At 71.7% G+C, this 23,405-nt stretch carries 24 protein-coding genes; 20 read left to right on the top strand and 4 right to left on the bottom strand.

Features of this window, described 5'->3' with window-relative positions; genetic code table 11:
* Positions 1 to 109 precede the first annotated feature (109 nt).
* From DSM26151_RS13675 to DSM26151_RS13630, 10 genes are all read left to right on the top strand, one after another.
* The gene (locus DSM26151_RS13675) at positions 110 to 478 is read left to right on the top strand and encodes a DUF485 domain-containing protein (RefSeq protein WP_234660072.1); all 369 of its coding nucleotides are present in this window, start codon (positions 110 to 112) and stop codon (positions 476 to 478) included.
* Positions 478 to 2,094, top strand: a complete 1,617-nt coding sequence (locus DSM26151_RS13670; protein ID WP_234660071.1) for a solute symporter family protein — start codon at positions 478 to 480, stop codon at positions 2,092 to 2,094. The genes DSM26151_RS13675 and DSM26151_RS13670 overlap by 1 nt, the downstream gene beginning before the upstream one ends.
* Positions 2,095 to 2,634: 540 nt before the next feature.
* Positions 2,635 to 3,621, top strand: a complete 987-nt coding sequence (locus DSM26151_RS13665; RefSeq protein WP_234660070.1) for a DMT family transporter — start codon at positions 2,635 to 2,637, stop codon at positions 3,619 to 3,621.
* A gap of 87 nt (positions 3,622 to 3,708) precedes the next feature.
* Positions 3,709 to 4,068, top strand: coding sequence for a GntR family transcriptional regulator (locus DSM26151_RS13660; RefSeq protein ID WP_234660069.1), 360 nt, complete (start codon positions 3,709 to 3,711; stop codon positions 4,066 to 4,068).
* Positions 4,065 to 4,970: an ABC transporter ATP-binding protein gene (locus DSM26151_RS13655; RefSeq protein WP_234660068.1), complete on the top strand. Its 906-nt coding sequence runs from the start codon at positions 4,065 to 4,067 to the stop codon at positions 4,968 to 4,970. The genes DSM26151_RS13660 and DSM26151_RS13655 overlap by 4 nt, the downstream gene beginning before the upstream one ends.
* Positions 4,967 to 5,731: a hypothetical protein gene (locus DSM26151_RS13650; protein WP_234660067.1), complete on the top strand. Its 765-nt coding sequence runs from the start codon at positions 4,967 to 4,969 to the stop codon at positions 5,729 to 5,731. The genes DSM26151_RS13655 and DSM26151_RS13650 overlap by 4 nt, the downstream gene beginning before the upstream one ends.
* 223 nt (positions 5,732 to 5,954) lie before the next feature.
* Positions 5,955 to 6,164 (top strand): heavy-metal-associated domain-containing protein, encoded by a 210-nt coding sequence (locus DSM26151_RS13645; RefSeq protein WP_234660066.1) that lies wholly within the window; start codon positions 5,955 to 5,957, stop codon positions 6,162 to 6,164.
* 5 nt (positions 6,165 to 6,169) lie between these two features.
* Positions 6,170 to 6,307, top strand: a complete 138-nt coding sequence (locus DSM26151_RS13640; protein ID WP_234660065.1) for a hypothetical protein — start codon at positions 6,170 to 6,172, stop codon at positions 6,305 to 6,307.
* A complete protein-coding gene (locus DSM26151_RS13635; RefSeq protein WP_234660064.1) occupies positions 6,304 to 8,634 on the top strand; it encodes a heavy metal translocating P-type ATPase in 2,331 nt (776 codons plus the stop codon). Before DSM26151_RS13640 ends, DSM26151_RS13635 begins: the two co-directional genes overlap by 4 nt.
* A gap of 77 nt (positions 8,635 to 8,711) precedes the next feature.
* Positions 8,712 to 9,071, top strand: coding sequence for a chorismate mutase (locus tag DSM26151_RS13630; protein ID WP_286328982.1), 360 nt, complete (start codon positions 8,712 to 8,714; stop codon positions 9,069 to 9,071).
* A 2-nt stretch (positions 9,072 to 9,073) separates the two neighbouring features.
* Here DSM26151_RS13630 and DSM26151_RS13625 read toward each other — a convergent pair whose 3' ends face one another.
* Entirely contained in the window at positions 9,074 to 9,817 is a 744-nt protein-coding gene (locus DSM26151_RS13625; protein WP_234660063.1) for a DUF4097 family beta strand repeat-containing protein, read from the bottom strand.
* A 146-nt stretch (positions 9,818 to 9,963) separates the two neighbouring features.
* Between DSM26151_RS13625 and DSM26151_RS13620 the strand changes: the two genes are divergently transcribed.
* The 4 genes from DSM26151_RS13620 to erm all read left to right on the top strand — a co-directional run bounded on the left by DSM26151_RS13620 (position 9,964) and on the right by erm (position 12,802).
* Positions 9,964 to 10,941: an SDR family NAD(P)-dependent oxidoreductase gene (locus DSM26151_RS13620; RefSeq protein ID WP_234660062.1), complete on the top strand. Its 978-nt coding sequence runs from the start codon at positions 9,964 to 9,966 to the stop codon at positions 10,939 to 10,941.
* A gap of 8 nt (positions 10,942 to 10,949) precedes the next feature.
* Positions 10,950 to 11,147 (top strand): hypothetical protein, encoded by a 198-nt coding sequence (locus tag DSM26151_RS13615; protein ID WP_234660061.1) that lies wholly within the window; start codon positions 10,950 to 10,952, stop codon positions 11,145 to 11,147.
* Complete coding sequence (locus tag DSM26151_RS13610; RefSeq protein WP_234660060.1) at positions 11,144 to 11,698, top strand: hypothetical protein; 555 nt, start codon at positions 11,144 to 11,146, stop codon at positions 11,696 to 11,698. Before DSM26151_RS13615 ends, DSM26151_RS13610 begins: the two co-directional genes overlap by 4 nt.
* Before the next feature lie 213 nt (positions 11,699 to 11,911).
* Entirely contained in the window at positions 11,912 to 12,802 is an 891-nt protein-coding gene (erm, locus tag DSM26151_RS13605; RefSeq protein WP_234660059.1) for a 23S ribosomal RNA methyltransferase Erm, read from the top strand.
* A 143-nt stretch (positions 12,803 to 12,945) separates the two neighbouring features.
* Here the strand turns inward: erm and purL are convergent, their stop codons facing one another.
* Together purL and DSM26151_RS13595 are read right to left on the bottom strand one after the other, a co-directional pair.
* The gene (gene purL, locus DSM26151_RS13600) at positions 12,946 to 15,297 is read right to left on the bottom strand and encodes a phosphoribosylformylglycinamidine synthase subunit PurL (RefSeq protein WP_234660058.1); all 2,352 of its coding nucleotides are present in this window, start codon (positions 15,295 to 15,297) and stop codon (positions 12,946 to 12,948) included.
* A gap of 129 nt (positions 15,298 to 15,426) precedes the next feature.
* Positions 15,427 to 15,966: a DUF3817 domain-containing protein gene (locus tag DSM26151_RS13595; RefSeq protein ID WP_234660057.1), complete on the bottom strand. Its 540-nt coding sequence runs from the start codon at positions 15,964 to 15,966 to the stop codon at positions 15,427 to 15,429.
* 80 nt (positions 15,967 to 16,046) lie between these two features.
* Here DSM26151_RS13595 and DSM26151_RS13590 point away from each other — a divergent pair, with 80 nt between their 5' ends.
* Both DSM26151_RS13590 and DSM26151_RS13585 read left to right on the top strand, forming a co-directional pair.
* Positions 16,047 to 16,580 (top strand): adenine phosphoribosyltransferase, encoded by a 534-nt coding sequence (locus DSM26151_RS13590; protein ID WP_234660056.1) that lies wholly within the window; start codon positions 16,047 to 16,049, stop codon positions 16,578 to 16,580.
* Between the two features lie 69 nt (positions 16,581 to 16,649).
* Positions 16,650 to 17,384, top strand: a complete 735-nt coding sequence (locus DSM26151_RS13585; protein WP_234660055.1) for a flavodoxin family protein — start codon at positions 16,650 to 16,652, stop codon at positions 17,382 to 17,384.
* Between the two features lie 46 nt (positions 17,385 to 17,430).
* On the opposite strand, the gene DSM26151_RS13580 is transcribed toward DSM26151_RS13585, so the two are convergent.
* Positions 17,431 to 18,327 carry a formylglycine-generating enzyme family protein gene (locus DSM26151_RS13580; RefSeq protein ID WP_234660054.1) on the bottom strand — a complete coding sequence of 299 codons (897 nt, stop codon included), beginning with the start codon at positions 18,325 to 18,327 and terminating at the stop codon, positions 17,431 to 17,433.
* A gap of 279 nt (positions 18,328 to 18,606) precedes the next feature.
* Between DSM26151_RS13580 and DSM26151_RS13575 the strand changes: the two genes are divergently transcribed.
* The 4 genes from DSM26151_RS13575 to DSM26151_RS13560 all read left to right on the top strand — a co-directional run bounded on the left by DSM26151_RS13575 (position 18,607) and on the right by DSM26151_RS13560 (position 23,336).
* Positions 18,607 to 19,791, top strand: coding sequence for a mechanosensitive ion channel family protein (locus DSM26151_RS13575; protein WP_234660053.1), 1,185 nt, complete (start codon positions 18,607 to 18,609; stop codon positions 19,789 to 19,791).
* 187 nt (positions 19,792 to 19,978) lie between these two features.
* Positions 19,979 to 21,127, top strand: a complete 1,149-nt coding sequence (locus tag DSM26151_RS13570) for a M14 family zinc carboxypeptidase (RefSeq protein WP_234660052.1) — start codon at positions 19,979 to 19,981, stop codon at positions 21,125 to 21,127.
* A gap of 130 nt (positions 21,128 to 21,257) precedes the next feature.
* Positions 21,258 to 21,698 carry a Fur family transcriptional regulator gene (locus DSM26151_RS13565; protein WP_234660051.1) on the top strand — a complete coding sequence of 147 codons (441 nt, stop codon included), beginning with the start codon at positions 21,258 to 21,260 and terminating at the stop codon, positions 21,696 to 21,698.
* 126 nt (positions 21,699 to 21,824) lie between these two features.
* The gene (locus DSM26151_RS13560; protein ID WP_234660050.1) at positions 21,825 to 23,336 is read left to right on the top strand and encodes a catalase; all 1,512 of its coding nucleotides are present in this window, start codon (positions 21,825 to 21,827) and stop codon (positions 23,334 to 23,336) included.
* Positions 23,337 to 23,405 lie beyond the last annotated feature (69 nt).

Here is a 23,405-nt window from a genome sequence, read left to right as displayed (position 1 = left end):
CGACGAACGGTCGAGGCCCCCGGCGCTCGCCGAGGTTGGTCAGCATGGGACTCGATGCGACCGCTGCGGCGGGCCCTGACCCGCCGCACCCCCTCGAAGGAGAGACGCCATGGGCAACGACGCCCTGCGCGCGGAGACCGACCTCAGCACGGTCGACTACCGCGCAGTCCAGAGATCACCGGAGTTCGCGGAGCTGCGCACGACGCACCGCCGCTTCGTGTTCCCCGTCCTCGCGGCGTGCCTGGTCTGGTACCTCGCTTACGTGCTCCTCGCGGTGTACGCGCACGACTTCATGTCGACGCGCGTGTTCGGCAGCGTGAACGTGGCGATGGTGCTCGGCCTGGCGCAGGTCGTCACGACCTTCGCCGTGACCCAGTGGTACGTCCACTACGCCAACAAGCAGCTCGACCCGCGCTCCGAGCAGCTCCGTGACGAGATCGAGGCCGGCGCCCTCGCAGACGGAGAGGTCGTCCGCTGATGTTCGCTTTCGAGTCCGCCGCCTCCGCCTCGCCGGGCGACCCCTGGCTCAACATCGCCATCTTCGGTGCGTTCGTCGCGATCACGATGGTGATCGTGTTCCGGGCGAGCCGGAACAACAAGACCGCGGCCGACTACTACGCCGCCGGGCGCTCGTTCACGGGCGGCCAGAACGGGTCGGCGATCGCCGGCGACTACCTGTCGGCGGCGTCGTTCCTCGGCATCGTCGGCGCGATCGCGATCAACGGCTACGACGGGTTCCTCTACTCGATCGGCTTCCTCGTGGCCTGGCTCGTCGCGCTGCTGCTGGTCGCCGAGCTGCTGCGCAACACGGGCAAGTTCACGATGGCCGACGTGCTCTCGTTCCGCCTCAAGCAGCGCCCGGTGCGCATCGCGGCCGCGACCACGACCCTCGTCGTCTGCTTCTTCTACCTCCTCGCCCAGATGGCCGGTGCGGGCGGGCTCGTCTCGCTGCTGCTCGGCATCGGCGACCAGCTCGGCCAGGCCGTCGTGATCACGGTCGTCGGCGGGCTCATGATCCTCTACGTGCTCGTGGGCGGCATGAAGGGCACGACCTGGGTGCAGATCATCAAGGCCGTCATGCTCATCGCGGGCGCGGGGCTGATGACCGTGTGGGTGCTCGCGATCAACGGGTTCGACTTCTCGGCGCTGCTCGACCAGGCCGTCGCCGTCGCCGGCAACCCGGCGATCCTCGACCCCGGCCTGAAGTACGGCGCGACGGAGGCGACGAAGATCGACTTCGTCTCGCTCGGCCTCGCGCTGGTGCTCGGCACCGCGGCGCTCCCGCACGTGCTCATGCGCTTCTACACGGTCCCGACCGCCAAGGAGGCGCGCAAGTCGGTCGTGTGGGCGATCTGGCTCATCGGCATCTTCTACGTGTTCACCCTCGTGCTCGGCTACGGCGCGGCTGCGCTCGTCGGCCCGTCGGTCATCGCGGCGGCCCCCGGCGGCCCGAACTCGGCGGCCCCGCTGCTGGCGTTCGAGCTGGGCGGCCCGCTCCTGCTGGGCCTGATCTCGGCGGTCGCGTTCGCGACGATCCTCGCGGTGGTGGCCGGCCTCACGATCACCGCTGCGGCCAGCTTCGCGCACGACATCTACGCGTCGGTCGTGAAGAAGGGCAAGCCCGAGCCGGGCGCCGAGGTCAAGGTCGCCCGTCGCACCGTGGTCATCATCGGCATCGTGGCCATCATCGGCGGCATCGGCGCCAACGGCCAGAACATCGCGTTCCTCGTGGCGCTCGCGTTCGCGGTGGCCGCATCGGCGAACCTGCCGACGATCGTGTACTCGCTGTTCTGGAAGCGCTTCACCACCAGGGGCGCCCTCTGGAGCATGTACGGGGGTCTCATCTCGGCGATCGTGCTCATCGCCTTCTCGCCGGTCGTCTCGGGCTCCGAGACGTCGATGCTGAAGACCGAGGCGATCGACTTCGCCTGGTTCCCGCTGTCGAACCCGGGCATCGTCTCCATCCCGCTGGCCTTCCTCCTGGGCTGGATCGTGAGCGTCCTCGACAAGACGGTCGAGAGCCCGGAGAAGCAGGCCGAGATGGAGGTGCGCTCGCTGACCGGCGTCGGGGCCGAGAAGGCGGTGAGCCACTAGCGGGGCCGGCGGCCGCCGGGGGGTTCGGCGGCCGCCATCCGAGACTGCGACGGGGTGGGAACGCCTGCCCTGACCTCGTCGCCGGCACGACGGGGGCGGATGCCTCGGGCCACGGCCCGGCATCCGCCCCCGTTGCGCTGCCCCACCACCCACCCACCCACCCACACCCCACCCCCACCCACACCCCCACCCACACCCCCACCCCCACCCCCCACCCACCCCAGCGATTCAGGAGGATTTTCAGCTCCAGCGGCGTGTCGGAGCGGGTCTGGCGGCGTGTCGAGCCGATCGTCCTGAGCGGGCGGAGTGCGCCACTTCGACCGGCCGGCGGTTCGTCGCCGGCATGACCGAGCGGATGCCACGGGCGGCGGGCCTGACATCCGTCGCCGTTGCCATGGGCGGCGGGCCCGGCATCCGTCGCCGTTGCCACGGGCGGCGGGCTCGGCATCCGTCGCCGTTGCGCTGCCAACCTTCGGCGGGTTCCGGACATCGCATCCGGCGGGCGTCGCGGCGAGCGGATGCCGGCCGTACCGTGTGCGGGTGAGTATCAGCACCACCTCCGCAGGCGCCGCAGCCCAGGCGGTCGCCGCACCGCGTCGCGGCGGCATCCGCACCTGGGCGCAGTTCCTCGGCGCGGGTCTCGTGTGGGGCGCGAGCTTCATGTTCATGGCGGTGGCGCTCGCCGGGGTGTCGTTCACCCAGGTCGCGTGGACGCGGACCGTGCTCGGTGGACTGACCCTCGGCCTCGTGGTGCTCGCGGTGCGGCCGCGGGTCTCGGGCGGGTCGGTGCTGCCGCGCGAGCCCGTGGTGTGGATGCACTTCCTGGTGATCGGCGTCGTCGGGTGCGTGATCCCGTTCCTGCTGTTCTCGTGGGCGCAGCAGAGCGTGACCTCGAGCCTCGCGTCGATCCTGAACGCGACGACGCCGATCATGACGGCGCTCGTCGCGACGCTCGCGTTCCGCGTCGAGCGTCTGGACGCGTCGCGCTGGCTGGGCGTCGCGGTCGGCATCGCCGGTGTCGTGGTGATCATCGCTCCGTGGCGTTCGGAACTCGCGGGCAGCCTGGTCGGCCAGCTCGCGTGCCTCGGTGCGACGGCGTGCTACGGAGTGATGTTCGGGTACACGCGGAGGTTCCTGAGCGGCCGGCCGATCGCGCAGACCACGTTCGCGTTCCTGCAGGTCGGCATGGGGGCGCTGGTCATGCTGCTCCTGACGCCGGTGCTCGCGGTGGGTCCGGTGGCGTTGAGCCTTCCGATCGTGGCGAGCCTGGCGGTGCTCGGCATCCTGGGCACCGGGCTGGCGTACGTGTGGAACATCGGCGTGATCCGCGACTGGGGCCCGACGAATGCGTCGACCGTGACCTACGTGACGCCCGTGGTCGGGGTGGTCCTCGGCGTGGTCGTGCTCGGCGATCCGCTGTCGTGGAACGAGCCGGTCGGTGCGCTGGTGGTCATGCTGGGGATCCTGCTCGCGCAGGGCCGGGTGCGGATGCCGTCGGCTCGCCGGCGCGCGAACGCCCGAGGCTGATTGCGGCGCGGGTCTTGACATCCGCTGGCTCGCATGCTTGGTTAGTTACTGAACCAACTAACCGAACAACTGAAACGAGGGACGCGGATGGACGAATCGCGGCCGATCTTCCTGCAGATCGCGGAGCGGCTCGAGGACGAGATCCTCGACCGCGCGATCGACGAGGATGCCGCGATCCCCTCGATCAACGAGCTCGCCGCGTTCCACCGGATCAACCCGGCGACGGCGCTCAAGGGCGTGAACCGGCTCGTCGAACAGGGCATCGTCGCGAAGCGTCGCGGCGTGGGGATGTTCGTCGTCCCGGGGGCGCGTGAACGCATCGTCGAACGCAGGCGCGCGGAGTTCGCCGCCGACTACCTCAGACCACTCGTCGCCGAAGCCGCACGGCTCGGCATCGGCGTCGACGAGCTCGCGGGAATGCTCCGCGGGGAAAGGATCACCTCATGACCAGCACCGTCGCCCGGGCGCGCGGGCTCACCAAGCGCTACGGCTCGTTCACGGCGATCGACGGCGTCGATCTCGACATCCAGGAAGGCCGGATCTACGGCCTGCTCGGGCGCAACGGCGCCGGCAAGACCACGATCATGCAGCTGCTCACGGGGCAGATCTTCGCGAACGCGGGTGAGCTCGAGGTCTTCGGCAGGACCCCGGCCGAGCACGCCGACGTGCTGCGCCGCATGTGCTTCATCGCCGAGGCCCAGCGCTACCCCGAGGACTTCACGCCCGCCAACGTGTTCCACGCCGCCCCGTGGTTCTTCGAGAACTGGGACGGGGAGTTCGCCGAGCGGCTCATCGCCGACTTCCGACTGCCCGTGAAGCGGCGCGTCAAGAAGCTCTCGCGCGGGCAGTTGAGCGCGGTCGGCGTCATCGTCGGACTCGCGTCGCGGGCGCCGCTGACCTTCTTCGACGAGCCGTACCTCGGGCTCGACGCGGTCGCACGACACATCTTCTACGACCGGCTGCTCGAGGACTACGCGGAGCATCCGCGAACGGTCGTCCTCTCGACGCACCTGATCGACGAGGTCGCGAACCTGCTCGAGCACGTCATCCTCATCGACCAGGGCCGGATCCTCCTCGACCGCGACGCCGAGGAGGTGCGCGGGAGCGCGACCACGGTCGCCGGACCCAGCGCCGCCGTCGAGCAGTTCGTGGGCACCCGGCCGGTGATGGCGCGCGACTCGCTCGGCGGCCTCGCCTCGGTCACGGTCGACGGCCAGCTCGATCGGGGCGACCGGATCCGCGCGGCCGAGCTCGGGCTCGAGCTCGCGCCCGTCTCACTCCAGCAGCTCATCGTCCACCTCACCGGCACCGAACTCGCCGGTCCGAACGAGAAGGGGGTCGCCGCATGACCGCCGCCACCGCAGCCGTGCCCGTCGCCGAGCGCGAGCGCCGGACCCGCCCGCACGAGATCCTCCGCATCACCCGGCTGCACACCGTCAACCCGTCGATCTTCTTCCTCGTGCCGACCTTCATCCTCGGCGGCGCCTGGGCGGTGACGATGGTCATCGCGCTCATCCTCCGTGGCGCGGGGGTCTCCGACGCCCAGACGGGCTTCGAGTACAGCTGGGCGGTGCTGTCGCCGCAGTGGTACCTGGTGGTCGTCGGCGTCCAGGCCGTCTCGTACACGTTCCCGTTCGCGCTGGGATTCGGCGCGACCCGGCGCGACTACTGGCTCGGCACGAGCCTGATGTTCGTGCTCGCGTCGATCATGTACGCGACCGCGATCGCGACGCTCATGCTCGTCGAACGTGCGACGGGCGGCTGGGGGATCGGCGCGGGGATGTTCGACGCCCTCTGGTACGTCGGGCTCGATTGGGGCGCCGCGTTCTACACGACCTTCGCCCTCCAGCTGCTGGTGCTCTTCGTCGGTGCCGGCGTCACGACCGTGTACATGCGGTGGCGCATGCGCGGCATGATGACCCTCCTCTCGATCGCCGTGCTCATCGCGCTCGCGGTGGTGGCCTGGCTGACGTTCTCCGAGTCGTGGATGGCGCTGTGGGAGTGGTTGGGTTCCCTCGGGCTGGTCGGCGGGTTCTCGCTGCTGCTCGCGATCGCGGTCGGCTGGGGGATCCTCGGGTTCTTCGTGATCCGGAGGGCGACGCCCCGATAGGAGTCGGCGGCGTCCGGTTCGGCGCGGCATCCGTGGGGGCGGATGTCGCGCCGCTTCCGTGTGCGCGCGGCGGCCGCGGGTGCCGGCCGCGGGTGCCGGCCTCGTGGTGCCGGCCGCGCGGCGGCACCGGTTGCGGAATACCCCCGAGGGGTATACCGTTCAGATGGGTGGTACCCCAGTGGGGTACCATCCGAACGATCCGGAACCAGACGAGGAGAACGAGATGACGCAGCGCGAGTACCAGGTGACCGGGATGACGTGCGGTCACTGCGAACTGTCGGTGCGCGAAGAGGTCGAGCAGCTCGCGGGAGTGACCGACATCGCGGTGTCCGCCGCCGCGGGCACGCTCACGATCTCCGCTCCCGACGACCTCGACGACGCCGGCGTGATCGCCGCGGTCGGCGAAGCCGGCTACTCGGCCGTCCGCGCCTGACGCGGATGGGAACGGCAGCCAGGCTGGGGCTGTTCGCGGCGGGCGCGGCGGTGGTCTTCACCGCCGCGCTCGTCGTGGCCCCGCTCGTCATCCCGGCCGAGCTCTCGGCCGACTGGACCTCGCACGGGGAGGAACACGAATGACCGAACTCGCGACCGAGTCCGCAGGCGCGCGAGTCGTCGAACTCGAGATCGGCGGCATGACCTGCGCGTCCTGCGCGATGCGCATCGAGAAGAAACTCAACAAGCTCGGCGGCGGCGTGAGCGCCACCGTCAACTACGCGACCGAGAAGGCCCGCGTCTCGGCGCCGGCGGGCGTCGGCACCGCCGAGCTCATCGCAACGGTCGAAGCGGCCGGCTACCGGGCGGAGCTCCCGGCCCCGCCGGCGCCGACCGGTGCCCGAGCGGATGCCGCCGGCGCGAGCGGTGCGAACGACGCGGGTTCCGCGGCATCCGCCCCGGCCGAGTCGAGGGCCGACGCCGAACTCCGCTCGCTGCGCACGCGGCTCATCGCCTCCGTCGTGCTCTCGGTGCCGGTCATCGTGCTCGCGATGGTCCCGGCGCTGCAGTTCACGTACTGGCAGTGGGCGTCGCTCGCGCTCGCCGCACCCGTCGTCACGTGGGGCGCGTGGCCGTTCCATCGGGCGGCGCTGGTCAACCTGCGGCACGGCGCCGCCACGATGGACACGCTCGTCTCGCTCGGCGTGACCTCGGCGTTCCTGTGGTCGCTGTACGCCCTGTTCCTCGGAACCGCGGGCGAACCCGGCATGGTGCACGGCTTCGCGTTCACCGTCGCACCGACCGACGGCTCCGCGAACCTCTACCTCGAGGTCGCGGCGGGCGTGACCATGTTCGTCCTGCTCGGCCGCTACCTCGAGAAGCGGTCCAAGCGCGCCGCGGGTGCGGCGCTGCGGGCGCTGCTCGAACTCGGGGCGAAGGATGTCGCGGTGCTCCGCGACGGCGTCGAGACGCGCATCCCGGTCGGGGAGCTGTCGGTCGGCGACGACTTCGTCGTGCGGCCGGGCGAGAAGATCGCGACCGACGGCGTCGTCGTCGACGGGCGCAGCGCGGTCGACGCGTCGCTCGTGACGGGAGAGTCGGTCCCGGTCGAGGTCGAAGCGGGCGACGACGTCATCGGCGCGACCGCCAACGCGGGCGGCCGGCTCGTGGTGCGTGCGACCCGGGTCGGGGCGGACACCCAGCTCGCCCAGATGGCACGCCTCGTCGAGGACGCCCAGTCGGGCAAGGCCCGCGTGCAGCGGCTCGCCGACCGGGTCGCGGGCGTCTTCGTGCCGATCGTGATCCTCATCGCCGTCGGAACGCTCGGCGCCTGGATCGGCGTCGGGTTCCCGGTCGAGGCCGCGTTCACCGCGGCCGTCGCGGTGCTCATCATCGCGTGCCCGTGCGCGCTCGGGCTCGCGACCCCGACCGCGCTGCTCGTCGGAACCGGTCGCGGCGCCCAGTTGGGCGTGCTGATCAAGGGCCCCGAGGTGCTCGAGTCGACGCGCCGCGTCGACACGATCGTGCTCGACAAGACCGGCACCGTCACGAGCGGGCGGATGTCGCTCGCGGGCGTGCACCCCGCCGATGACGTCGACGAGGCCGACCTGCTCCGCCTCGCGGGGGCGCTCGAGCACGCGTCGGAGCACCCGATCGCGAGGGCGATCGCGACCGGAGCGGCGGCCAGGATCGGCGACCTGCCGACGCCGGACTCGTTCGAGAACCGCCCCGGGCTCGGCGTGCACGGCGTGGTCGACGGGCACCTCGTGCTCGTGGGCCGGCCGGCGATGCTCGCCGAATGGTCGATCGCCCCCGACGCGCGCGTCGCGGCATCCGTCACCGCAGCCGAAGCCGAGGGCCGCACCGCGGTCGTCGTCGCCTGGGACGGCCGCGTGCGCGGCGCACTCACGGTCGCCGACGCGATCAAGCCGACGAGCGCCGACGCGATCGCGCGCCTGCGCGACCTCGGGCTCGAGCCGATCCTGCTCACGGGCGACAACGAGACGGTGGCGCGACAGGTCGCCGCGGAGGTCGGCATCGACCGGGTCGTCGCCGAGGTGCTGCCTGCCGACAAGGCGGCCGTCGTGGCGCGACTCCAGGGCGAGGGCCGCGCGGTCGCGATGGTCGGCGACGGCGTCAACGACGCCGCCGCGCTCGCGCAGGCCGACCTCGGCATCGCGATGGGCACCGGCAGCGACGTCGCGATCGAGGCGGCCGACCTCACGCTCGTCCGCGGCGACCTGCTCGCAGCGGTCGACGCGATCCGGCTCTCGCGCCGCACGCTCGGAACCATCAAGGGCAACCTGTTCTGGGCGTTCGCCTACAACACGGCCGCGATCCCGCTCGCCGCGCTGGGACTGCTCAACCCGATGCTCGCGGGTGCCGCGATGGCGTTCTCGAGCGTCTTCGTGGTCGGCAACAGCCTGCGGCTGCGCGCGTTCCGGTCGGCCGTGCCCGCCCCGGCGGAATGACGCGGTCACGACCCGGCGCACCCGGGAGGCGCCGAGCGGCGGCGCATCCGCCGCTCGGCGTCGCCTAGGGTCGAAGCATGAGTGCCGAGACCCCAGCAGCCGCAGCCCCGACCGGCTCCGACGCCGCCGTCGACGAGCGCGACGCCGCGATGACCGAACTGCTCGGCATCCGTTCGAGCATCGACAACATCGACGCGGCCCTCATCCACCTGCTCGCCGAGCGCTTCAAGTTCACCCAGCAGGTCGGGCGGCTCAAGGCCCGCCACGGCCTGCCGCCGAGCGACACCGATCGCGAGAAGCGTCAGATCGCCCGCCTGCGCTCGCTCGCCGAAGACGCGCACCTCGACCCCGCGTTCGCCGAGAAGTGGTTCAACTTCGTCGTCGCCGAGGTCATCCAGCATCACGAGGAGCTCGCGAGCGGGACCGAGCGCCCCTGAGCTCAGCCGCCCTCGACGACCCGGATCGATCCGTTCGAGGTCCGCAGGTCCAGGTGGTGGTCGCCGTCGCGGTCCTCGTCGACGTCGATCTCGACGCGTCCGTTGGACGTCTCCGTCTCGATGCTGAACCCGGCACCGCGCGGGACCGTGACGTCGATCGCTCCGTTCGACGTGCTCGCGACGACGTCCTGTGCGACGCCGAGGGTCAGTTCGATCGCGCCGTTGGAGGTCGAGGCGCGGATGCCGTCGCCCTCGAGTCCGCGCCCGGCGATGCGGCCGTTCGAGGTCTCGACGTCGACGCCCCCGGAGACCCCGTCGAGCTCGATCCGCCCGTTCGACGTGGCGACCTCGACCTCGCCGACGCCGGTCAGTTCGATCGCGCCGTCGGAGGTCCGACCGGTCACGTCGACCCCCTCTGGCACCTCGAGCACGTACGAGGCGGAGCAGTTGCGCCCGCATCCGCCGAGCACGAGCGTGTCGCCCTCGACCGAGTGCGTCGCGTCGAACCTGCGGTCGGCGCCCCGGTATCGGAGGGTCCGCTCGAGCGAGGCCCCGGAGGTCCCGGCGGTCGCGATCACCCTCACCGACCCGACGGGGTCGTCGATGCGGATCGCGGTGATCGACTCGCCCACCGCGGCGTCATCCGAGAGCGTGCGCGGCGGACCGATCAACGCGCACCCCGACAGCGTGATCGCGGCGAGCGCGACGATCCCCGTCGCGGCGATGGGACGAATCGGTGTGCGCATGGAGTTCCCCCGGTGAAGTGGTTTCGGCTCCGACGCTACCCGCCGGATCGGATGCACGCCCGGGGGCAGCCCCCCGAAGCGCGCGGCGGCTGCCCGCCGAAGTAGGGTCGAGGCATGACCGGAACCCAAGCCCCGACGGTTCGCGCGTGAACTGGTACCCGAGTCCGGTCGCGCCACAGGCCGGGCGCCAGGTGCTGGTCACCGGTGCGAACGCCGGGATCGGCTTCTTCACGTCCGCGAGGCTCGCCTCAGCGGGGGCGCACGTCACGCTCTCCGGACGCGATCCCGGGCGGCTCGCCGCCGCGGTCGCCGCGATCCGCGGGCGGGTGCCGACGGCGTCGGTCGACACGCTCGTCGTCGACACCTCCTCGCTCGCCTCGGTCCGAGCGGGCGTCGACCGTCTCCTCGACCGTGCACCGCTCGACGTCGTCGTGCTCAACGCGGGCATGGTGCACACCCCGTCCCGCCGAGAGGAATCGGTCGACGGCAACGAGCTCGTGCTGGCCACGAACGTGCTCGGCCATTTCGCGCTGCTCGAGGGCATGCTCCCGCACCTGGCCGCCGGTGCCCGCGTCGTGACGCTGGGATCGCTCTCGATGCGCCTCTCGACGTTCCGTGTCGATGACCTGCAACTGGAACGCTCCTACGACGCCTGGCGCGCCTACGCCCAGTCGAAGATCGCCGCCGCCTCGATCGCGTTCGAACTCGACCGACGCCTGCGGCGTGCGGCGACGGACGCAGCCGAGGCGGTCGGTGCGGCATCCGTCACGCCCCGCGTGCACAGCCTCGTCGCCCACCCCGGCTACTCGATCTCGGGGCGCACCCCGCGCGTTCCCGGCGTCAACGAACCGTCCCGGGCCGATCGGTTCCTCGACGCGCTCCAGGCGGCGGGTGCGCAGGGCAAGCACCGCGGCGCCGATGTCGTGGTCCACGCCGCGACCGCCGACGACGTCGAGGGCGGGCAGTTCTGGGGGCCCGCCCGGTTGGTCAAGGGGCCTCCGGTGCTCGGCACGCCGACCGCGACGAGCCGCGATCCCCGGATCGGCGAACGCGTGTGGATGCTCGCCGAGCAGGCGACCGGCCGCGCGTTCGACGTCGGCGCCGCGATGGGGGCGCGCCCGTGATCCGCGGGATGATCGGACGCTGGTGGGTCGACCCGCGGGTGCGCACGCGCGTCGCGCGCATCGTCGTGGTCGTGGGCATCGTGCTCGGCCTGTACGGCGTGCTCGTCGGGCGCTACGGCTTCCTGTTCGCGGGGATCGTGGTCATCGGCGTGGGGGCGAGCCTCGGGCCGGCCCGGATCCGCCGGGCGAAGGACCGGGAGCGGTGAGCGACGAGGGCGCAGCGGATGCCGCGGTCGCGGTCGCGCGGGCACGCGAGGCCGTCCGGCGGGCCGCCGAGACGCTCGCAGCGGCATCCGCTCGCACCGAGACCCTCGCTGAGTACGTGCCCGGGCGTCGCATCCTGGGGGTGCCCCGGTCGCCGCGCATGCGCGCGATCGGGCGCGTCTGGCGCCTCGGGGTGCTGCTGCTCGACACCGACGGCCGGCTGTACTCGACCGGGCGGGTGGTCCGCGCCGAGCGCGTCGCCAGACGGGGCGTGACGGCCGAGTCCGTCGCCGAGCATCGCGCCCTTCGCGCTGCGGCGGTCCGCGGCGGCATCCCGGAGGGTGCGAGCGTCGTCTTCGACGCGGTGCCGCTCGACCTCGCCGCCGTCGCGCGCGCGGCCGACTCCGACCCGCTCGTGCTCATGGCCGACCGCGACGGCGGGCCCGTGGTCGGCGTTCGATGGAACCCGGCCGCAGCCGATGCCGCGCTGCCCCTCGAGCCGTACCTGGCCGAACGCGTCGACCTGCTCGCCCACCCGCCGCAGGGCGCCTGAGCGCCGGACCGGGCGCCGCGCTGGCGAGGCCCCGATCCGTTCTGGTAGCCTCCCCAACCATGTCATGCATGTCGTTCGCGCTGATCATCCGGCCCCGCACCGCCTGAGGCGGAGCGACCGGACCATCCGACCACTGCTCCGCCTCGGCCCTCACCCAGGGCCGTGGTGCGGTTCGCCGTACCCGGCTGTCGACTCCCAGCCGACGGAGCACTCATGCGACGACCACGAAACCATCGACCGGACGCGCGCCGGTCCCATCACCTCCCCCCGACCCAGGCCGCGCGGCCGAAGGCGCAACCGCGAGCGCCGCACGGCGGCCGCCACGAACTCGGGCAGAACTTCCTCGTCGACCGCGGCGTCATCGAGCGGATGACCGCACTCGCCGCGACCACGAGCGGGCAGATCGTCGAGCTCGGGGCGGGCGGCGGCGCGCTCACGCGCGAGCTCGCCCATCTCGGCCGGCCCCTCACCGCGGTCGAGGTCGACCCGCGCCGCGCGGCGGCGCTCCGGCGTGAACTCGGCACCGCGGCGACCGTCGTGCAGGCGGACGTCCTGCGGTGGCCGCTGCCGCGCGAGCCGCACGCGATCGTGGGGAACGTGCCGTTCCACCTCACCACCGCCATCCTCCGCCGTGTGCTCGACGCCGACCGGTGGGGGAGCGCGATCCTGCTCACCCAGTGGGAGGTCGCCCGCCGGCGGTGCGGAGTGGGCGGAACGAGCATGCTGACGGTGCAGTCGGCGCCCTGGTACCGGTTCACCCTCGACCGGCGCGTCCCGGCGCGCGGGTTCAGGCCCGTGCCCTCGGTCGACGGCGGCGTGTTCCGCATCGACCGGAGGCCCGCACCGCTCGTGCCGGCCCGCGAGCGGGGGGCCTACCGGGCATGGGTGGGCGACGTCTTCCAGGGTCGGGGGCGTGCACTCCCGCAGGTGCTCGCGCGCACCGGCCGGCCGATCCCCGAGGGCATGGCGCGGCGGGTGCTCCGCGATCGCGACATCCACCCCGCGACCCGCCCGAGCGGGCTGGCCACGGAGGACTGGGTCGAGCTGTGGCGGCTCGCGCGCGACCGGCCGACCGGACCGGGGCTCAGAAGCCGAACGTCGTGACGGCGGGCAGGCGGCCCTCGCGCCAGCGCTCGCCCCGTCCTCCCGAAGCGACGGGACGCCGCGTCAGGCGCGTGTCACGAGGAACGCGTCGAGCCGCTGGTCGATCGCGAGCCCGGCCGTCGGACATCCCGACGACCCGAGCCTCAGTACCCGACGACCGGGCCGAACGCGTCGGCCAGCGGGGCGCGGTTGACGGTGCGGAGCTCCTCGATCGGAACCGTGAACGCGTCCTGGACCTCGAGCGAGCCGGATGCGGCATCCGTCACGCCGATGCGGCGTACCGGGTAGCCGCGGCCCTCGCACAGGCCACGGAACTTCACGTCGTCCTCGCGCGGAACGCTCACGATCACGCGGCCCGTCGACTCCGAGAACAGCGCCGTCGCGACATCGATGCCCGCGTCAGCGGTGACCTCGCCGAGGAACACCCGGGCGCCGACGCCGAACCGGCCCACCGCTTCGGCCAGTGCGACCGCGAGACCGCCGTCGGACAGGTCGTGCGCCGAGTCGATGAGGCCCTCGAGCGCGGCGGCGCGAAGCAGCTCGCCGAGCGCGTGCTCGCGACCGAGGTCGACGGCCGGCGGACGACCGCCCAGGTGCCCGTGCACGACGCCGGCCCACGCCGAGCCGTCGAGCTCGGCGTGCGTGTCGCCGAGGAGGTAGATGTTGTGGCCCTCGTCCTGCCAGCCCGACGGGATCCGGCGCGCGACGTCGTCGATCACGCCGAGCACCGCGACGACCGGGGTCGGGTGGATCGGCACGTCGCCGGTCTGGTTGTAGAAGCTGACGTTGCCGCCGGTGACGGGGATGCCGAGCTCGAGGCATCCGTCGGCGAGGCCTTCGACGGCCTCGGCGAACTGCCACATGACCTCGGGGTTCTCGGGGCTGCCGAAGTTCAGGCAGTCCGAGACGCCCATGGGCTTCGCGCCCGACACGGCCACGTTGCGGTACGCCTCGGCGAGCGCGAGCTTGGCGCCCTGCCGCGGGTCGAGCTGGCAGTAGCGGCCGTTCGCGTCGGTCGCGACCGCGACGCCGAGGCCCGACTCCTCGTCGACGCGGATCATGCCCGCGTCGTCGGGGCTCGCGAGGGCCGTGTTGCCGAGCACGTAGTGGTCGTACTGGTTGGTGATCCACGCGGCATCCGCCTGGTTGGCCGAACCCACGAGCTGCAGGAACTGCGTGCGCAGCGCGTCGCCGGCGTCGTCGGCGGGGCGCTCGAGCGACGCGGCCGTGTCGGCCTGCAGCGCATCGAGGTACGACGGGTAGGTCATCGGGCGCTCGTAGACCGGCCCGTCGACGGCGACCGTGCGTGGGTCGACGTTCACGATCTCCTGGCCGCGCCAGGTGATCGACAGGCGCCCGGTGTCGGTGACCTCGCCGAGCACGCTGGTCTCGACATCCCACTTCTGCACGACCTCGAGGAACCCGGCGAGCTTCTCGGGGCGCACGATCGCCATCATGCGCTCCTGGCTCTCGCTCATGAGGATCTCTTCAGGCGTGAGCGTGGGGTCGCGCAGCAGCACGTCGTCGAGGACGATCGACATGCCGCCGTCGCCGTTCGAGGCGAGCTCGCTCGTCGCGCACGAGATGCCGGCCGCGCCGAGGTCCTGGATGCCCTCGACGAGGTCGCCCGCGAACAGTTCGAGGCAGCACTCGATGAGCACCTTCTCGGCGAACGGGTCGCCGACCTGCACCGCGGGGCGCTTGGTCGGCCCGCCCTCGGCGAACGTGTCGGAGGCGAGGATCGACGCGCCGCCGATGCCGTCGCCGCCCGTGCGGGCGCCGAAGAGCACGACCTTGTTGCCCGCGCCCTTGGCGTTGGCCAGGTGCAGGTCCTCATGCTTGAGCACGCCCACCGCGAGGGCGTTCACGAGCGGGTTCGCCTGGTACACCGGGTCGAACCAGGTCTCGCCGCCGATGTTCGGCAGGCCGAGGCAGTTGCCGTAGAAGCTGATGCCCGAGACCACGCCGTGCACGACGCGCGCGGTGTCGGGGTGGTCGATCGCCCCGAAGCGCAGCGCGTCCATGACCGCGACCGGGCGAGCGCCCATCGAGATGATGTCGCGCACGATGCCGCCGACGCCGGTCGCTGCGCCCTGGAACGGCTCGATGTAGCTCGGGTGGTTGTGCGACTCGATCTTGAACGTGACCGCCCAGCCCTCGCCGATGTCGAGCACGCCGGCGTTCTCGCCCATGCCGACCATGAGGTGCCGCTTCATCTCGGGCGTGACCTTCTTGCCGAACTGGCGCAGGTGCACCTTGCTCGACTTGTACGAGCAGTGCTCGCTCCACATGACCGAGTACATGGCGAGCTCGGCCGAGGTCGGCCGGCGGCCGAGGATGTTGCGGATCCGCTCGTACTCGTCGGGCTTGAGCCCGAGCGCGGCGTACGGCTGCTCCTTCTCGGGCGTCGCGGCGGCGACCTCGACGGTGTCGAGCGCCGGCCCGGCGGGCGCCGGGTCGTGGGCAGCGGTCGTGGCGGTGGTTTCGGTGGTCACGGTGGCGAGCTCCAGGAAACGGCGGCGAGACGGATGCCGCGGGCGGATGCCGGTCCCTGCGAGTCTACCCGCCGTGCTCACCTGAGCATGCCGGGTGCGAGGCGGCTCGGAGGGTCGGCGCTCGGGCGCTCAGTGCCGCCCGCCGGGCGGGCCGATGACGAAGAGGGCCGCGAAGACCGCGGCGATGCCGAGCACGGCGAGCACGGTCAGCAGGATCGGACGCGCGAGGAAGAACCGCAGCATGCGGTTGATCGGGCTGCCGTCGGCGGGGTGGTCGGTCGCGTCGCGGCGCCATCCGCCCTCGAGCCGGCCGCGTCGCAGCAGCCGGATCTCGAACGGCACGGTCGCGTAGGGCACGACCGCGAACACGACGCCGAGCACGATGAGCCCGAACGGCCAGCGTTGGTTCACACCCACGAGCGCGGCGGTGAAGGCGTAGGCGAGGAAGACGAAGCCGTGGATCGATCCGCCGATGAGCACGGTCTGGTCGAGCCCCGCCGTCGCGCGGAGGATCAGCGCGGTGATCAGGATGGTCCACGTCACGGCCTCGGCGAAGGCGAGCACGCGGAAGAGCCGCTTCGGCGAGAGCCTGTCGGCGGGCCGGTCGGGCGTGCGCGGGAGAGCGGATGCCGCGGGCGCGGCGGACTGCATGGGGGAGGGGGTGGTCACCGCTCCATGCAATCAGGCGAGTCTGGGCGTTCGCATCCATCGAACGGTCGTGCGGCGGTCGGTCGGCATAGGCTGCTCTGGTGAACGAAGCGCAGGTCCGCGACCTCGTCGAGTCCCGGCTCGTGACGATCCCCGACTTCCCCGAACCCGGGATCGTCTTCCGCGACCTGACGCCGGTCTTCGCCGACGCCGCGGCCTTCCACGCCCTCGCCGGCGCGCTCACCGCGCCGTTCGACGGGGCGTTCGACCACCTCGCGGGGGTCGAGGCGCGCGGGTTCCTGCTCGCGGGCGCAGCCTCGGTGCTGTCCGGGGCGGGCGTGCTGCCCGTGCGCAAGGCCGGCAAGCTGCCCCGGGCGGTGCTCAACGAGGAGTACGCGCTCGAGTACGGCTCGGCCGCCCTCGAGGTGCACGAGGGCGAACTCGCGCCGGGCTCGCGCGTGCTGATCGTCGACGACGTGCTCGCGACCGGCGGCACGGTCGCAGCCGCGGCCCGGCTCGTCGAGCGGGCGGGATGGCAGGTCGCGGGGATCTCGGTCGCGATCGAACTCGAGGCGCTCGGCGCACGATCGCTCCTCGACGGGCGCTACGAGGTTCACTCGCTGCTGACCTACTGAGCCGTGGCATCCGCTGCCTCGGGTCGCCCGGCACTCGTGTTCGGACGACCAGCGGGGTAGCGTCGCCACATGGATGCGGAACCGGATTTCAGCGGCCTGCGTGCGGTGTTCGTCAACTGCACGCTCAAGCGCTCACCCGAGGTGAGCCACACCCAGGGCCTCATGGACGCGAGCATCGCGCTCATGCGCAGCCGCGGCGTCGAGGTCGAGACCGTGCGCTTGGTCGACCACGACGTCGCGAGCGGCGTCTACCCCGACATGCGCGAGCACGGGTGGGAGACCGATGCCTGGCCCGACGAGATCTGGCCGCTCGTCGAGGCGGCCGACATCCTCGTCATCGGCGGGCCGATCTGGCTGGGTGACAACTCTTCGGTCACCAAGCGACTCGTCGAGCGGCTGTACGCGATGAGCGGGATGAAGAACGCGCACGGACAGTACGTCTACTACGGGAAGGTGGGCGGTGCGATCCTCACCGGCAACGAGGACGGCATCAAGCACTGCGCCATGAACCTGCTGTACAGCATGCAGCACGTCGGCTACACGATCCCGCCCGCGGCGGACGCCGGGTGGGTCGGCGAGGCCGGCCCCGGGCCGAGCTACCTCGACGAGGGATCCGGCGGCCCGGAGAACGACTTCACCAACCGCAACACGACGTTCATGACGTACAACCTGTTGCACCTGGCGAAGCTGCTCAAGGACGCCGGCGGCATCCCCGCGGTCGGCAACGTGCGCGATGCCTGGGACTCGGGCGAGCGCTGGGGGTACACGCCGACGCCTGAGGGCCCGAACCCCGAGTACCGCTGACTCCGCGCGGGATGCCGCTGACGGCGTCGCCCGCCCGGCGCGACAGTCAGACGGGGTCGGCCGCGAGCCGGAACCCGAGGTGCGTCGTCGAGGAGTCCTCCGCCTGCGACGAGCGCGCCGCGGGGCGGTACCTGCGGCAGTACTCGGGCGCGCACAGGTGCGAGCCGCCCTTGGTCACGTGCAGTGCCTGCGACGGCGGGGCGCCCGCGAGGAGGTCCGGTCGCGGGCCGCGATCGACGGATGCCGCGTCCGGGGGCAGATGCCGCGGCGTGAACGCGTCGGAGGTCCATTCCCACACGTTGCCGATGACGTCGACGAGCCCGTAGCCGTTCGCCGGGTAGGAGCCCACGGGCGAGGTTCCGCCCCAGCCGGTGTTGCGGAACGGGAAGTCGCCCTGCCACGTGTTCGCCATGACCGCGCCGTCCGGCATCCGCTCGTCGCCCCAGGCGAACTCCGCGCCGTCGAGCCCGCCGCGCGCGGCGAACTCCCATTCGGCCTCGGTCGGCAGGCGACGTCCGGCCCAGTCGGCGTACGCCGTGACGTCGGCGTACGACACGTGCACGACCGGGTGGTCGCCGCGGCCCTCGAGATCGCTCTCTGGCCCGAACGGATGCCGCCACTGGGCGCCCGGCACCCACCGCCACCATTGCCGCCAGTCCCTGAGGTCGACCGGGCCGGGCGTCTGCGTGAAGACGAGCGAGCCGGGTGCGCGGTCGGCCTCGGCGACATCCGGGAACTCGGCTGGGTCGAGGGGCCGCTCGGCGGTCGTGACGTAGCCGGTCGCGGCGACGAACTCGGCGAACTGGTCGTTGGTGACGGGGTGACGCTCGATGGCGAACGGCGCGACGACGCGCTCGTGCGCGGGGGCCTCCTCGGGGTAGTGGCGGTCGCTGCCCATGCGGAACGTGCCGCCGGGCAGGGTGACGAGGTCGGTGAGCGCCATCCGTTCAGGCTATCGGGCATGACGTCGCGCCCCAGCCTGCGCGAGGAGGTGCCATATGCACCGCTGCGGACCCCCAGCGGTGCATATGGCACCTTCTCGCGGGGGAGGGGGTCGAGGTGAGCGGAGGGGGTCGAGGTGAGCGGAGGGAGTTGAGGGGGCGGAGGGAGCGGGGGAGTCGAGGCCGCCGTGGGCTGAGTACTCGGTGCGAGTCCGCCGCTCGGTTTGCGCCCCCCGAGGGGGTCCGGCCTACGCTGGTGGGCCGACCGGAGGGAGACCCGCGTGCCCGACGCATCCGACTGGGAGCACCTGCTGCTGTTCGTCATCTCGCTGGGGGTCGCGGCGCTCGCCGCGTTCCTCGTCTCGACGATCGCGGCGCTCATCCTGCGCGCCGCCGCGCGTCGCAGCGACCGGGTCGGCATCCTCATCCGCCGCGCGAGGTGGCCGTTCCGCACGGTCCTCCTGCTGGCGGGCACGTGGATCGCCACGGCGATCTCGTTCCCGGAAGCCCCGTGGCGACCCGCGGTCGACCACGCCTACCTGATCGCGATGATCGCGGCGGGCGCGTGGCTGGTCGCGCAGTCGTTCCTGTTCCTCGCCGACCTCGGCGTGAGCCGGTACCGGCTGGATGTCGCGGACAACCGCGTGGCACGCCGAATCCACACCCAGTTCCAGATCATCCGCCGCCTGGTGGTCGTGGTCATCGTGGTGGTCGCCATCGGCGCCATCCTGCTGACGTTCCCGGGCGTGCGCGCGGTCGGTGCGAGCGTCCTCGCCTCGGCGGGCATCGCCTCGATCGTCGCGGGCCTGGCGGCCCAGTCGGTGCTCTCGAACATGTTCGCGGGCATCCAGATCGCGTTCAGCGAGGCGATCCGGGTCGACGACGTCGTCGTCGTCGAGGGCGAGTGGGGGCGGATCCGCGAGATCACCCTGAGCTACGTCGTCGTGGTGACGTGGGACGATCGCACCCTGGTGCTGCCGTGCACCTACTTCACGACCAAGCCGTTCGAGAACTGGACGAAGTACGGCAGCGACCTCATCGGCGCCGTCGAGTTCGACGTCGACTGGCGCGTGTCGACCGACGCCATGCGCGAGGAGCTCGATCGCATCCTGGCGGGTACGGACCTCTTCGACGGCCGCACGAGCGTCATCCAGGTGACGGATGCCACGGGCGGTCTCGTGCGCGTGCGCGTGACAGTGAGTGCCGACGACTCCGCGGCCCTGTGGGATCTGCGGTGCCTCGTGCGCGAGGAGCTCGTCGAGTGGCTGCGCGACGAGGATGCCGCGGCGCTCCCGCAGCAGCGGGTGATCGTGGGCCGGGAGGCATCCGAGCCCCGGTCGACACCGGGGGCGACCCCGCGTGCCGGGCTGTTCTCGGGTACGGCCGACGGCGAGAACCGGGCGTCGGAGTTCACGCAGGCGATCCCCGTCCAGCGGGCCGACGAGCCGGAGGGCGCCAGGTCGTAGCCGCGTCGCGCGCGATTGCATGCGAACGCACGGACGTGTGGTGCGAAGATCGTTGAACAATGCGGACGGGTGTCCCTTGTCGTGCGGAGTGGAGTCTCCGTAGGCTCGCGGTCAAGGCTCGTGGGGCGTTGGTTCCCGGGTCTCGTGCCGCCTTCACCGGCATTTCGACTGCATTTGGGAGTCAAGGATGACCACTGGTACCACCCCGAAGTTCACCCGCCGACGCACCACCACGATCGCTGCCACCGCCGCTTTGGCGGTGGCGGTTCCGTTCGCGGCGGGTACGCCCGCGTTCGCTGATCCGAACTTCCCCTCGACCGAGGGCAAGACGAATATCTCGAGCATCGTCGATTTCGATGGTCTGGTCGCCGAGCTGGATCGGATCGAGCGCACGTCGCGGTTCGATGTCGAGGTGCAGACCCTCGCCGAGGTGGGCACCGCGGTGTCGATGTCGGAGCAGGGCCGGGACCTGTACGTGGCCACGGTCGGCGACGGGCCCGAGGCGGTGTGGTTGCAGGGCCGGATCCACGGCAACGAGCCGTACGGCACGGAGTCGCTGCTGTCGGTGCTGAAGGAGCTCGGCACGAACGGGTCGCCGGAGTGGAAGCTGCTGCGTGAGACGTACACGTTCCACGTGATCCCGATGTACAACCCGGACGGGTCGGAGCTGAACATCCGGCACACGATCCTGCAGGACGGGTCGGCGCAGCGGATCGACCTGAACCGGGACTGGGGTGTGGGCAAGTTCGCCGCGGCCGAGTCGGAGGCGTTCTACGAGTACTGGACGATGGTCGATCCGGCGTTCGCGATCGACATCCACCATCAGGGCCTCAAGCGCGAGTACGGCACGGGTGATGATGTGACGTTCTCGCTGGGCATCTCGCTGGCTCCGGGCGGTCCGACGCTGCCGGGCATCGAGGGTGGCGCGTACGACGTGCTCACGCGTCAGATGCAGGTGCACGTGTTCGACGAGCTGTCCAAGTACGGGTACGTCAACATCGACCGGTACCAGGTCGGTGGCAGCCTCGAGATCGATATCAAGGGTGGTGTGGTCTCGGCGATGATGCTCGGCCTGGACCACGACGGGCTGAACCCCGAGGGGCACTCCAACCCGGCGATCTTCTTCGAGACCAGCGGCAACACCAGCGATGGCAGCCTCGGGCAGAAGGCGCGCGGCAAGTCGATCAAGCAGAACGTGCTCGCGCTGCAGGAACTGCTCGTGGGCATGGCCACCGGCGAGGTCCAGGCCGAGGACGCGTCGCGTTGGGACGAGATCCCGCACGCGCCCGTCACCGGCTACCAGACCGACAACGGCGTCATCCCCATCGGCTACTGAGCCGGCAGGGATGACCGCCGGGAGGGCGGGGCGGCCTCGGAGCCGCCCCGCCCTCTTCCGTCCGTCCACCACGGTCCGACGGACGCTCAGTTGATTTGATCCACTCAAAACAACTGGATATGCTCGGAGCATGGAGATCACCGCCACGCACGATGACGCGGTCGCGCGCATCCGTGCGGCGGGGCTCAAGGTCACCGCCCCTCGCGTGGCGGTGCTCGGCATCGTCGAAGCCGGGGGCCACCTCGACGCCGATGCCGTTCGCGCCAGGGTCGGCGAGACGCTGCCCGGCACGTCGCTGCAGTCGGTCTACAACGTGCTCGGCGCACTCACCGACGCGGGCCTGCTCCGGCGCATCGAGCCCGCGGAGTCGCCCGCGCTCTACGAGAGCCGAACCGGCGACAACCATCACCACGTCGTGTGCACGAGGTGCCGCGCCGTCGCCGACGTCGACTGCGTCATCGGCGAGCCGCCGTGCCTCGTTCCGGCCGATGCGGCCGGCTTCGCCATCCACACCGCCGAGGTCACCTTCTGGGGCCTCTGCGCGAACTGCCGGCGGGAGCCGGCCGGCTAGCCCGGCGGCATCCGCTCGCCCAGGCGCGCTCGCGCGCCGACCGCCCGGCCGGGGCGGTGCTCGTCGTGCCCGCACGTCGTGCACCGCCGCGCCGCGGCATCCACCCACCGAGAAGAGAAGGACGACATGTCGAACCCTACGACCCCGCCCGTGACGACCACCCAGACGGGCACGCCCGTCGCCAGCGACGCGCACTCGCTCACGGTCGGCGCCGACGGCGCCACGGTGCTGCACGACCGGTACCTCGTCGAGAAGCTCGCCCAGTTCAACCGGGAGCGGATCCCGGAGCGGATCGTCCACGCCAAGGGCGGCGGCGCGTTCGGTCGCTTCGAGGTGACGGCGGATGTCTCGGCCTACACCCGCGCGGCCGTGTTCCAGCCCGGCACCGAGTCCGAGACGCTCCTGCGCTTCTCGTCGGTCGCCGGTGAGCAGGGCTCGCCCGACACCTGGCGCGACGTGCGCGGCTTCTCGCTGAAGTTCTACACGACCGAGGGCAACTACGACATCGTCGGCAACAACACCCCGGTGTTCTTCATCCGCGACGGCGCGAAGTTCCCCGACTTCATCCACTCGCAGAAGCGCCTCCCGGGCTCGGGCCTGCGCGACGCCGACATGCAGTGGGACTTCTGGACGCTCTCGCCCGAGTCGGCCCACCAGGTGACCTACCTCATGGGCGACCGCGGCCTGCCGAAGTCGTGGCGCGAGATGCAGGGCTACGGCTCGCACACCTACCAGTGGATCAACGCCGAGGGCGAGCAGTTCTGGGTCAAGTACCACTTCCGCTCGCAGCAGGGCGACCTGCACCTCGACGCCGAGACCGCCGAGGCGATCGCGGGCGCCGACGCCGACTTCTACCGCCGCGACCTGTACGAGGCGATCGAGCGGGGCGACCACCCGAAGTGGGACCTCTTCGTGCAGGTCATGCCCTACGAGGACGCCAAGACCTACCGTTTCAACCCGTTCGACCTCACCAAGGTGTGGCCGCACGCCGACTACCCGCTCATCCCGGTCGGCACGCTGACCCTCGACCGCAACCCGCAGAACTTCTTCGCCGAGATCGAGCAGGCGGCCTTCTCGCCGGCGAACACGGTTCCGGGCATCGCGATCAGCCCCGACAAGATGCTCATGGCCCGCGTGTTCAGCTACCCCGACGCGCAGCGCTACCGCGTCGGCACGAACTACAACCAGCTGCCGGTGAACGCGCCGCACGCGGCATCCGTGCACAACTACTCGCAGGACGGCGCCGCGCGCTACCACTTCAACGCGCCGACGGCGCCGGTCTACGCGCCGAACTCCGTCGGCGGTCCGGTGGCGTCGGCGGATGCCGCGGGCGAGGGCGGCTGGGAGGCCGACGGCTCGCTCGTCCGCACGGCCTACACCCTGCGAGCGGATGACTCCGACTTCGGCCAGGCCGGCACGCTCTACCGCGACGTGTACTCGGCCGAGGCCAAGGCGCGCCTGCTCGAGACCCTCTCGGGCCAGGCGAACGCGATCACGGTCGAGGAGATCCGGGAGCGGTTCTTCCAGTACTGGACGAACGTCGACGCCGGTCTCGGCGGCTCGCTCCGCGACGCCTACGCCGAGGGCGTGAACGCCGGCGCGCCGCAGCAGCCCGAGGTCGACGAGACCGCGGCCTGATCCGGCGGTACCGAGCATCGGCGTGCGTCCGGGTCGCGTGGCAGCGCGGCCCGGGCGCACGCCGTCGCC

This window comes from Agromyces marinus (assembly GCF_021442325.1).
GTDB lineage: Bacteria > Actinomycetota > Actinomycetes > Actinomycetales > Microbacteriaceae > Agromyces > Agromyces marinus.
The sequence above is the reverse complement of the archived record's forward strand: the minus strand, read 5'-3'. Positions and strand labels throughout refer to the sequence as shown.

Excerpts from the sequence above, each read along its gene's own strand:
- DSM26151_RS13655 (WP_234660068.1), top strand. The coding sequence starts at position 4,065 with ATGACCAGCACCGTCGCCCGGGCGCGCGGGCTCACCAAGCGCTACGGC.
- DSM26151_RS13615 (WP_234660061.1), top strand. The coding sequence starts at position 10,950 with ATGATCGGACGCTGGTGGGTCGACCCGCGGGTGCGCACGCGCGTCGCG.
- DSM26151_RS13650 (WP_234660067.1), top strand. The coding sequence starts at position 4,967 with ATGACCGCCGCCACCGCAGCCGTGCCCGTCGCCGAGCGCGAGCGCCGG.
- DSM26151_RS13570 (WP_234660052.1), top strand. The coding sequence starts at position 19,979 with ATGACCACTGGTACCACCCCGAAGTTCACCCGCCGACGCACCACCACG.
- DSM26151_RS13670 (WP_234660071.1), top strand. The coding sequence starts at position 478 with ATGTTCGCTTTCGAGTCCGCCGCCTCCGCCTCGCCGGGCGACCCCTGG.
- DSM26151_RS13635 (WP_234660064.1), top strand. The coding sequence starts at position 6,304 with ATGACCGAACTCGCGACCGAGTCCGCAGGCGCGCGAGTCGTCGAACTC.
- erm (WP_234660059.1), top strand. The coding sequence starts at position 11,912 with ATGCGACGACCACGAAACCATCGACCGGACGCGCGCCGGTCCCATCAC.
- DSM26151_RS13580 (WP_234660054.1), bottom strand. The coding sequence starts at position 18,327 with ATGGCGCTCACCGACCTCGTCACCCTGCCCGGCGGCACGTTCCGCATG.
- DSM26151_RS13560 (WP_234660050.1), top strand. The coding sequence starts at position 21,825 with ATGTCGAACCCTACGACCCCGCCCGTGACGACCACCCAGACGGGCACG.
- DSM26151_RS13645 (WP_234660066.1), top strand. The coding sequence starts at position 5,955 with ATGACGCAGCGCGAGTACCAGGTGACCGGGATGACGTGCGGTCACTGC.
- DSM26151_RS13585 (WP_234660055.1), top strand. The coding sequence starts at position 16,650 with ATGGATGCGGAACCGGATTTCAGCGGCCTGCGTGCGGTGTTCGTCAAC.
- DSM26151_RS13630 (WP_286328982.1), top strand. The coding sequence starts at position 8,712 with ATGAGTGCCGAGACCCCAGCAGCCGCAGCCCCGACCGGCTCCGACGCC.
- DSM26151_RS13660 (WP_234660069.1), top strand. The coding sequence starts at position 3,709 with ATGGACGAATCGCGGCCGATCTTCCTGCAGATCGCGGAGCGGCTCGAG.
- DSM26151_RS13625 (WP_234660063.1), bottom strand. The coding sequence starts at position 9,817 with ATGCGCACACCGATTCGTCCCATCGCCGCGACGGGGATCGTCGCGCTC.
- DSM26151_RS13675 (WP_234660072.1), top strand. The coding sequence starts at position 110 with ATGGGCAACGACGCCCTGCGCGCGGAGACCGACCTCAGCACGGTCGAC.
- DSM26151_RS13565 (WP_234660051.1), top strand. The coding sequence starts at position 21,258 with ATGGAGATCACCGCCACGCACGATGACGCGGTCGCGCGCATCCGTGCG.
- DSM26151_RS13640 (WP_234660065.1), top strand. The coding sequence starts at position 6,170 with ATGGGAACGGCAGCCAGGCTGGGGCTGTTCGCGGCGGGCGCGGCGGTG.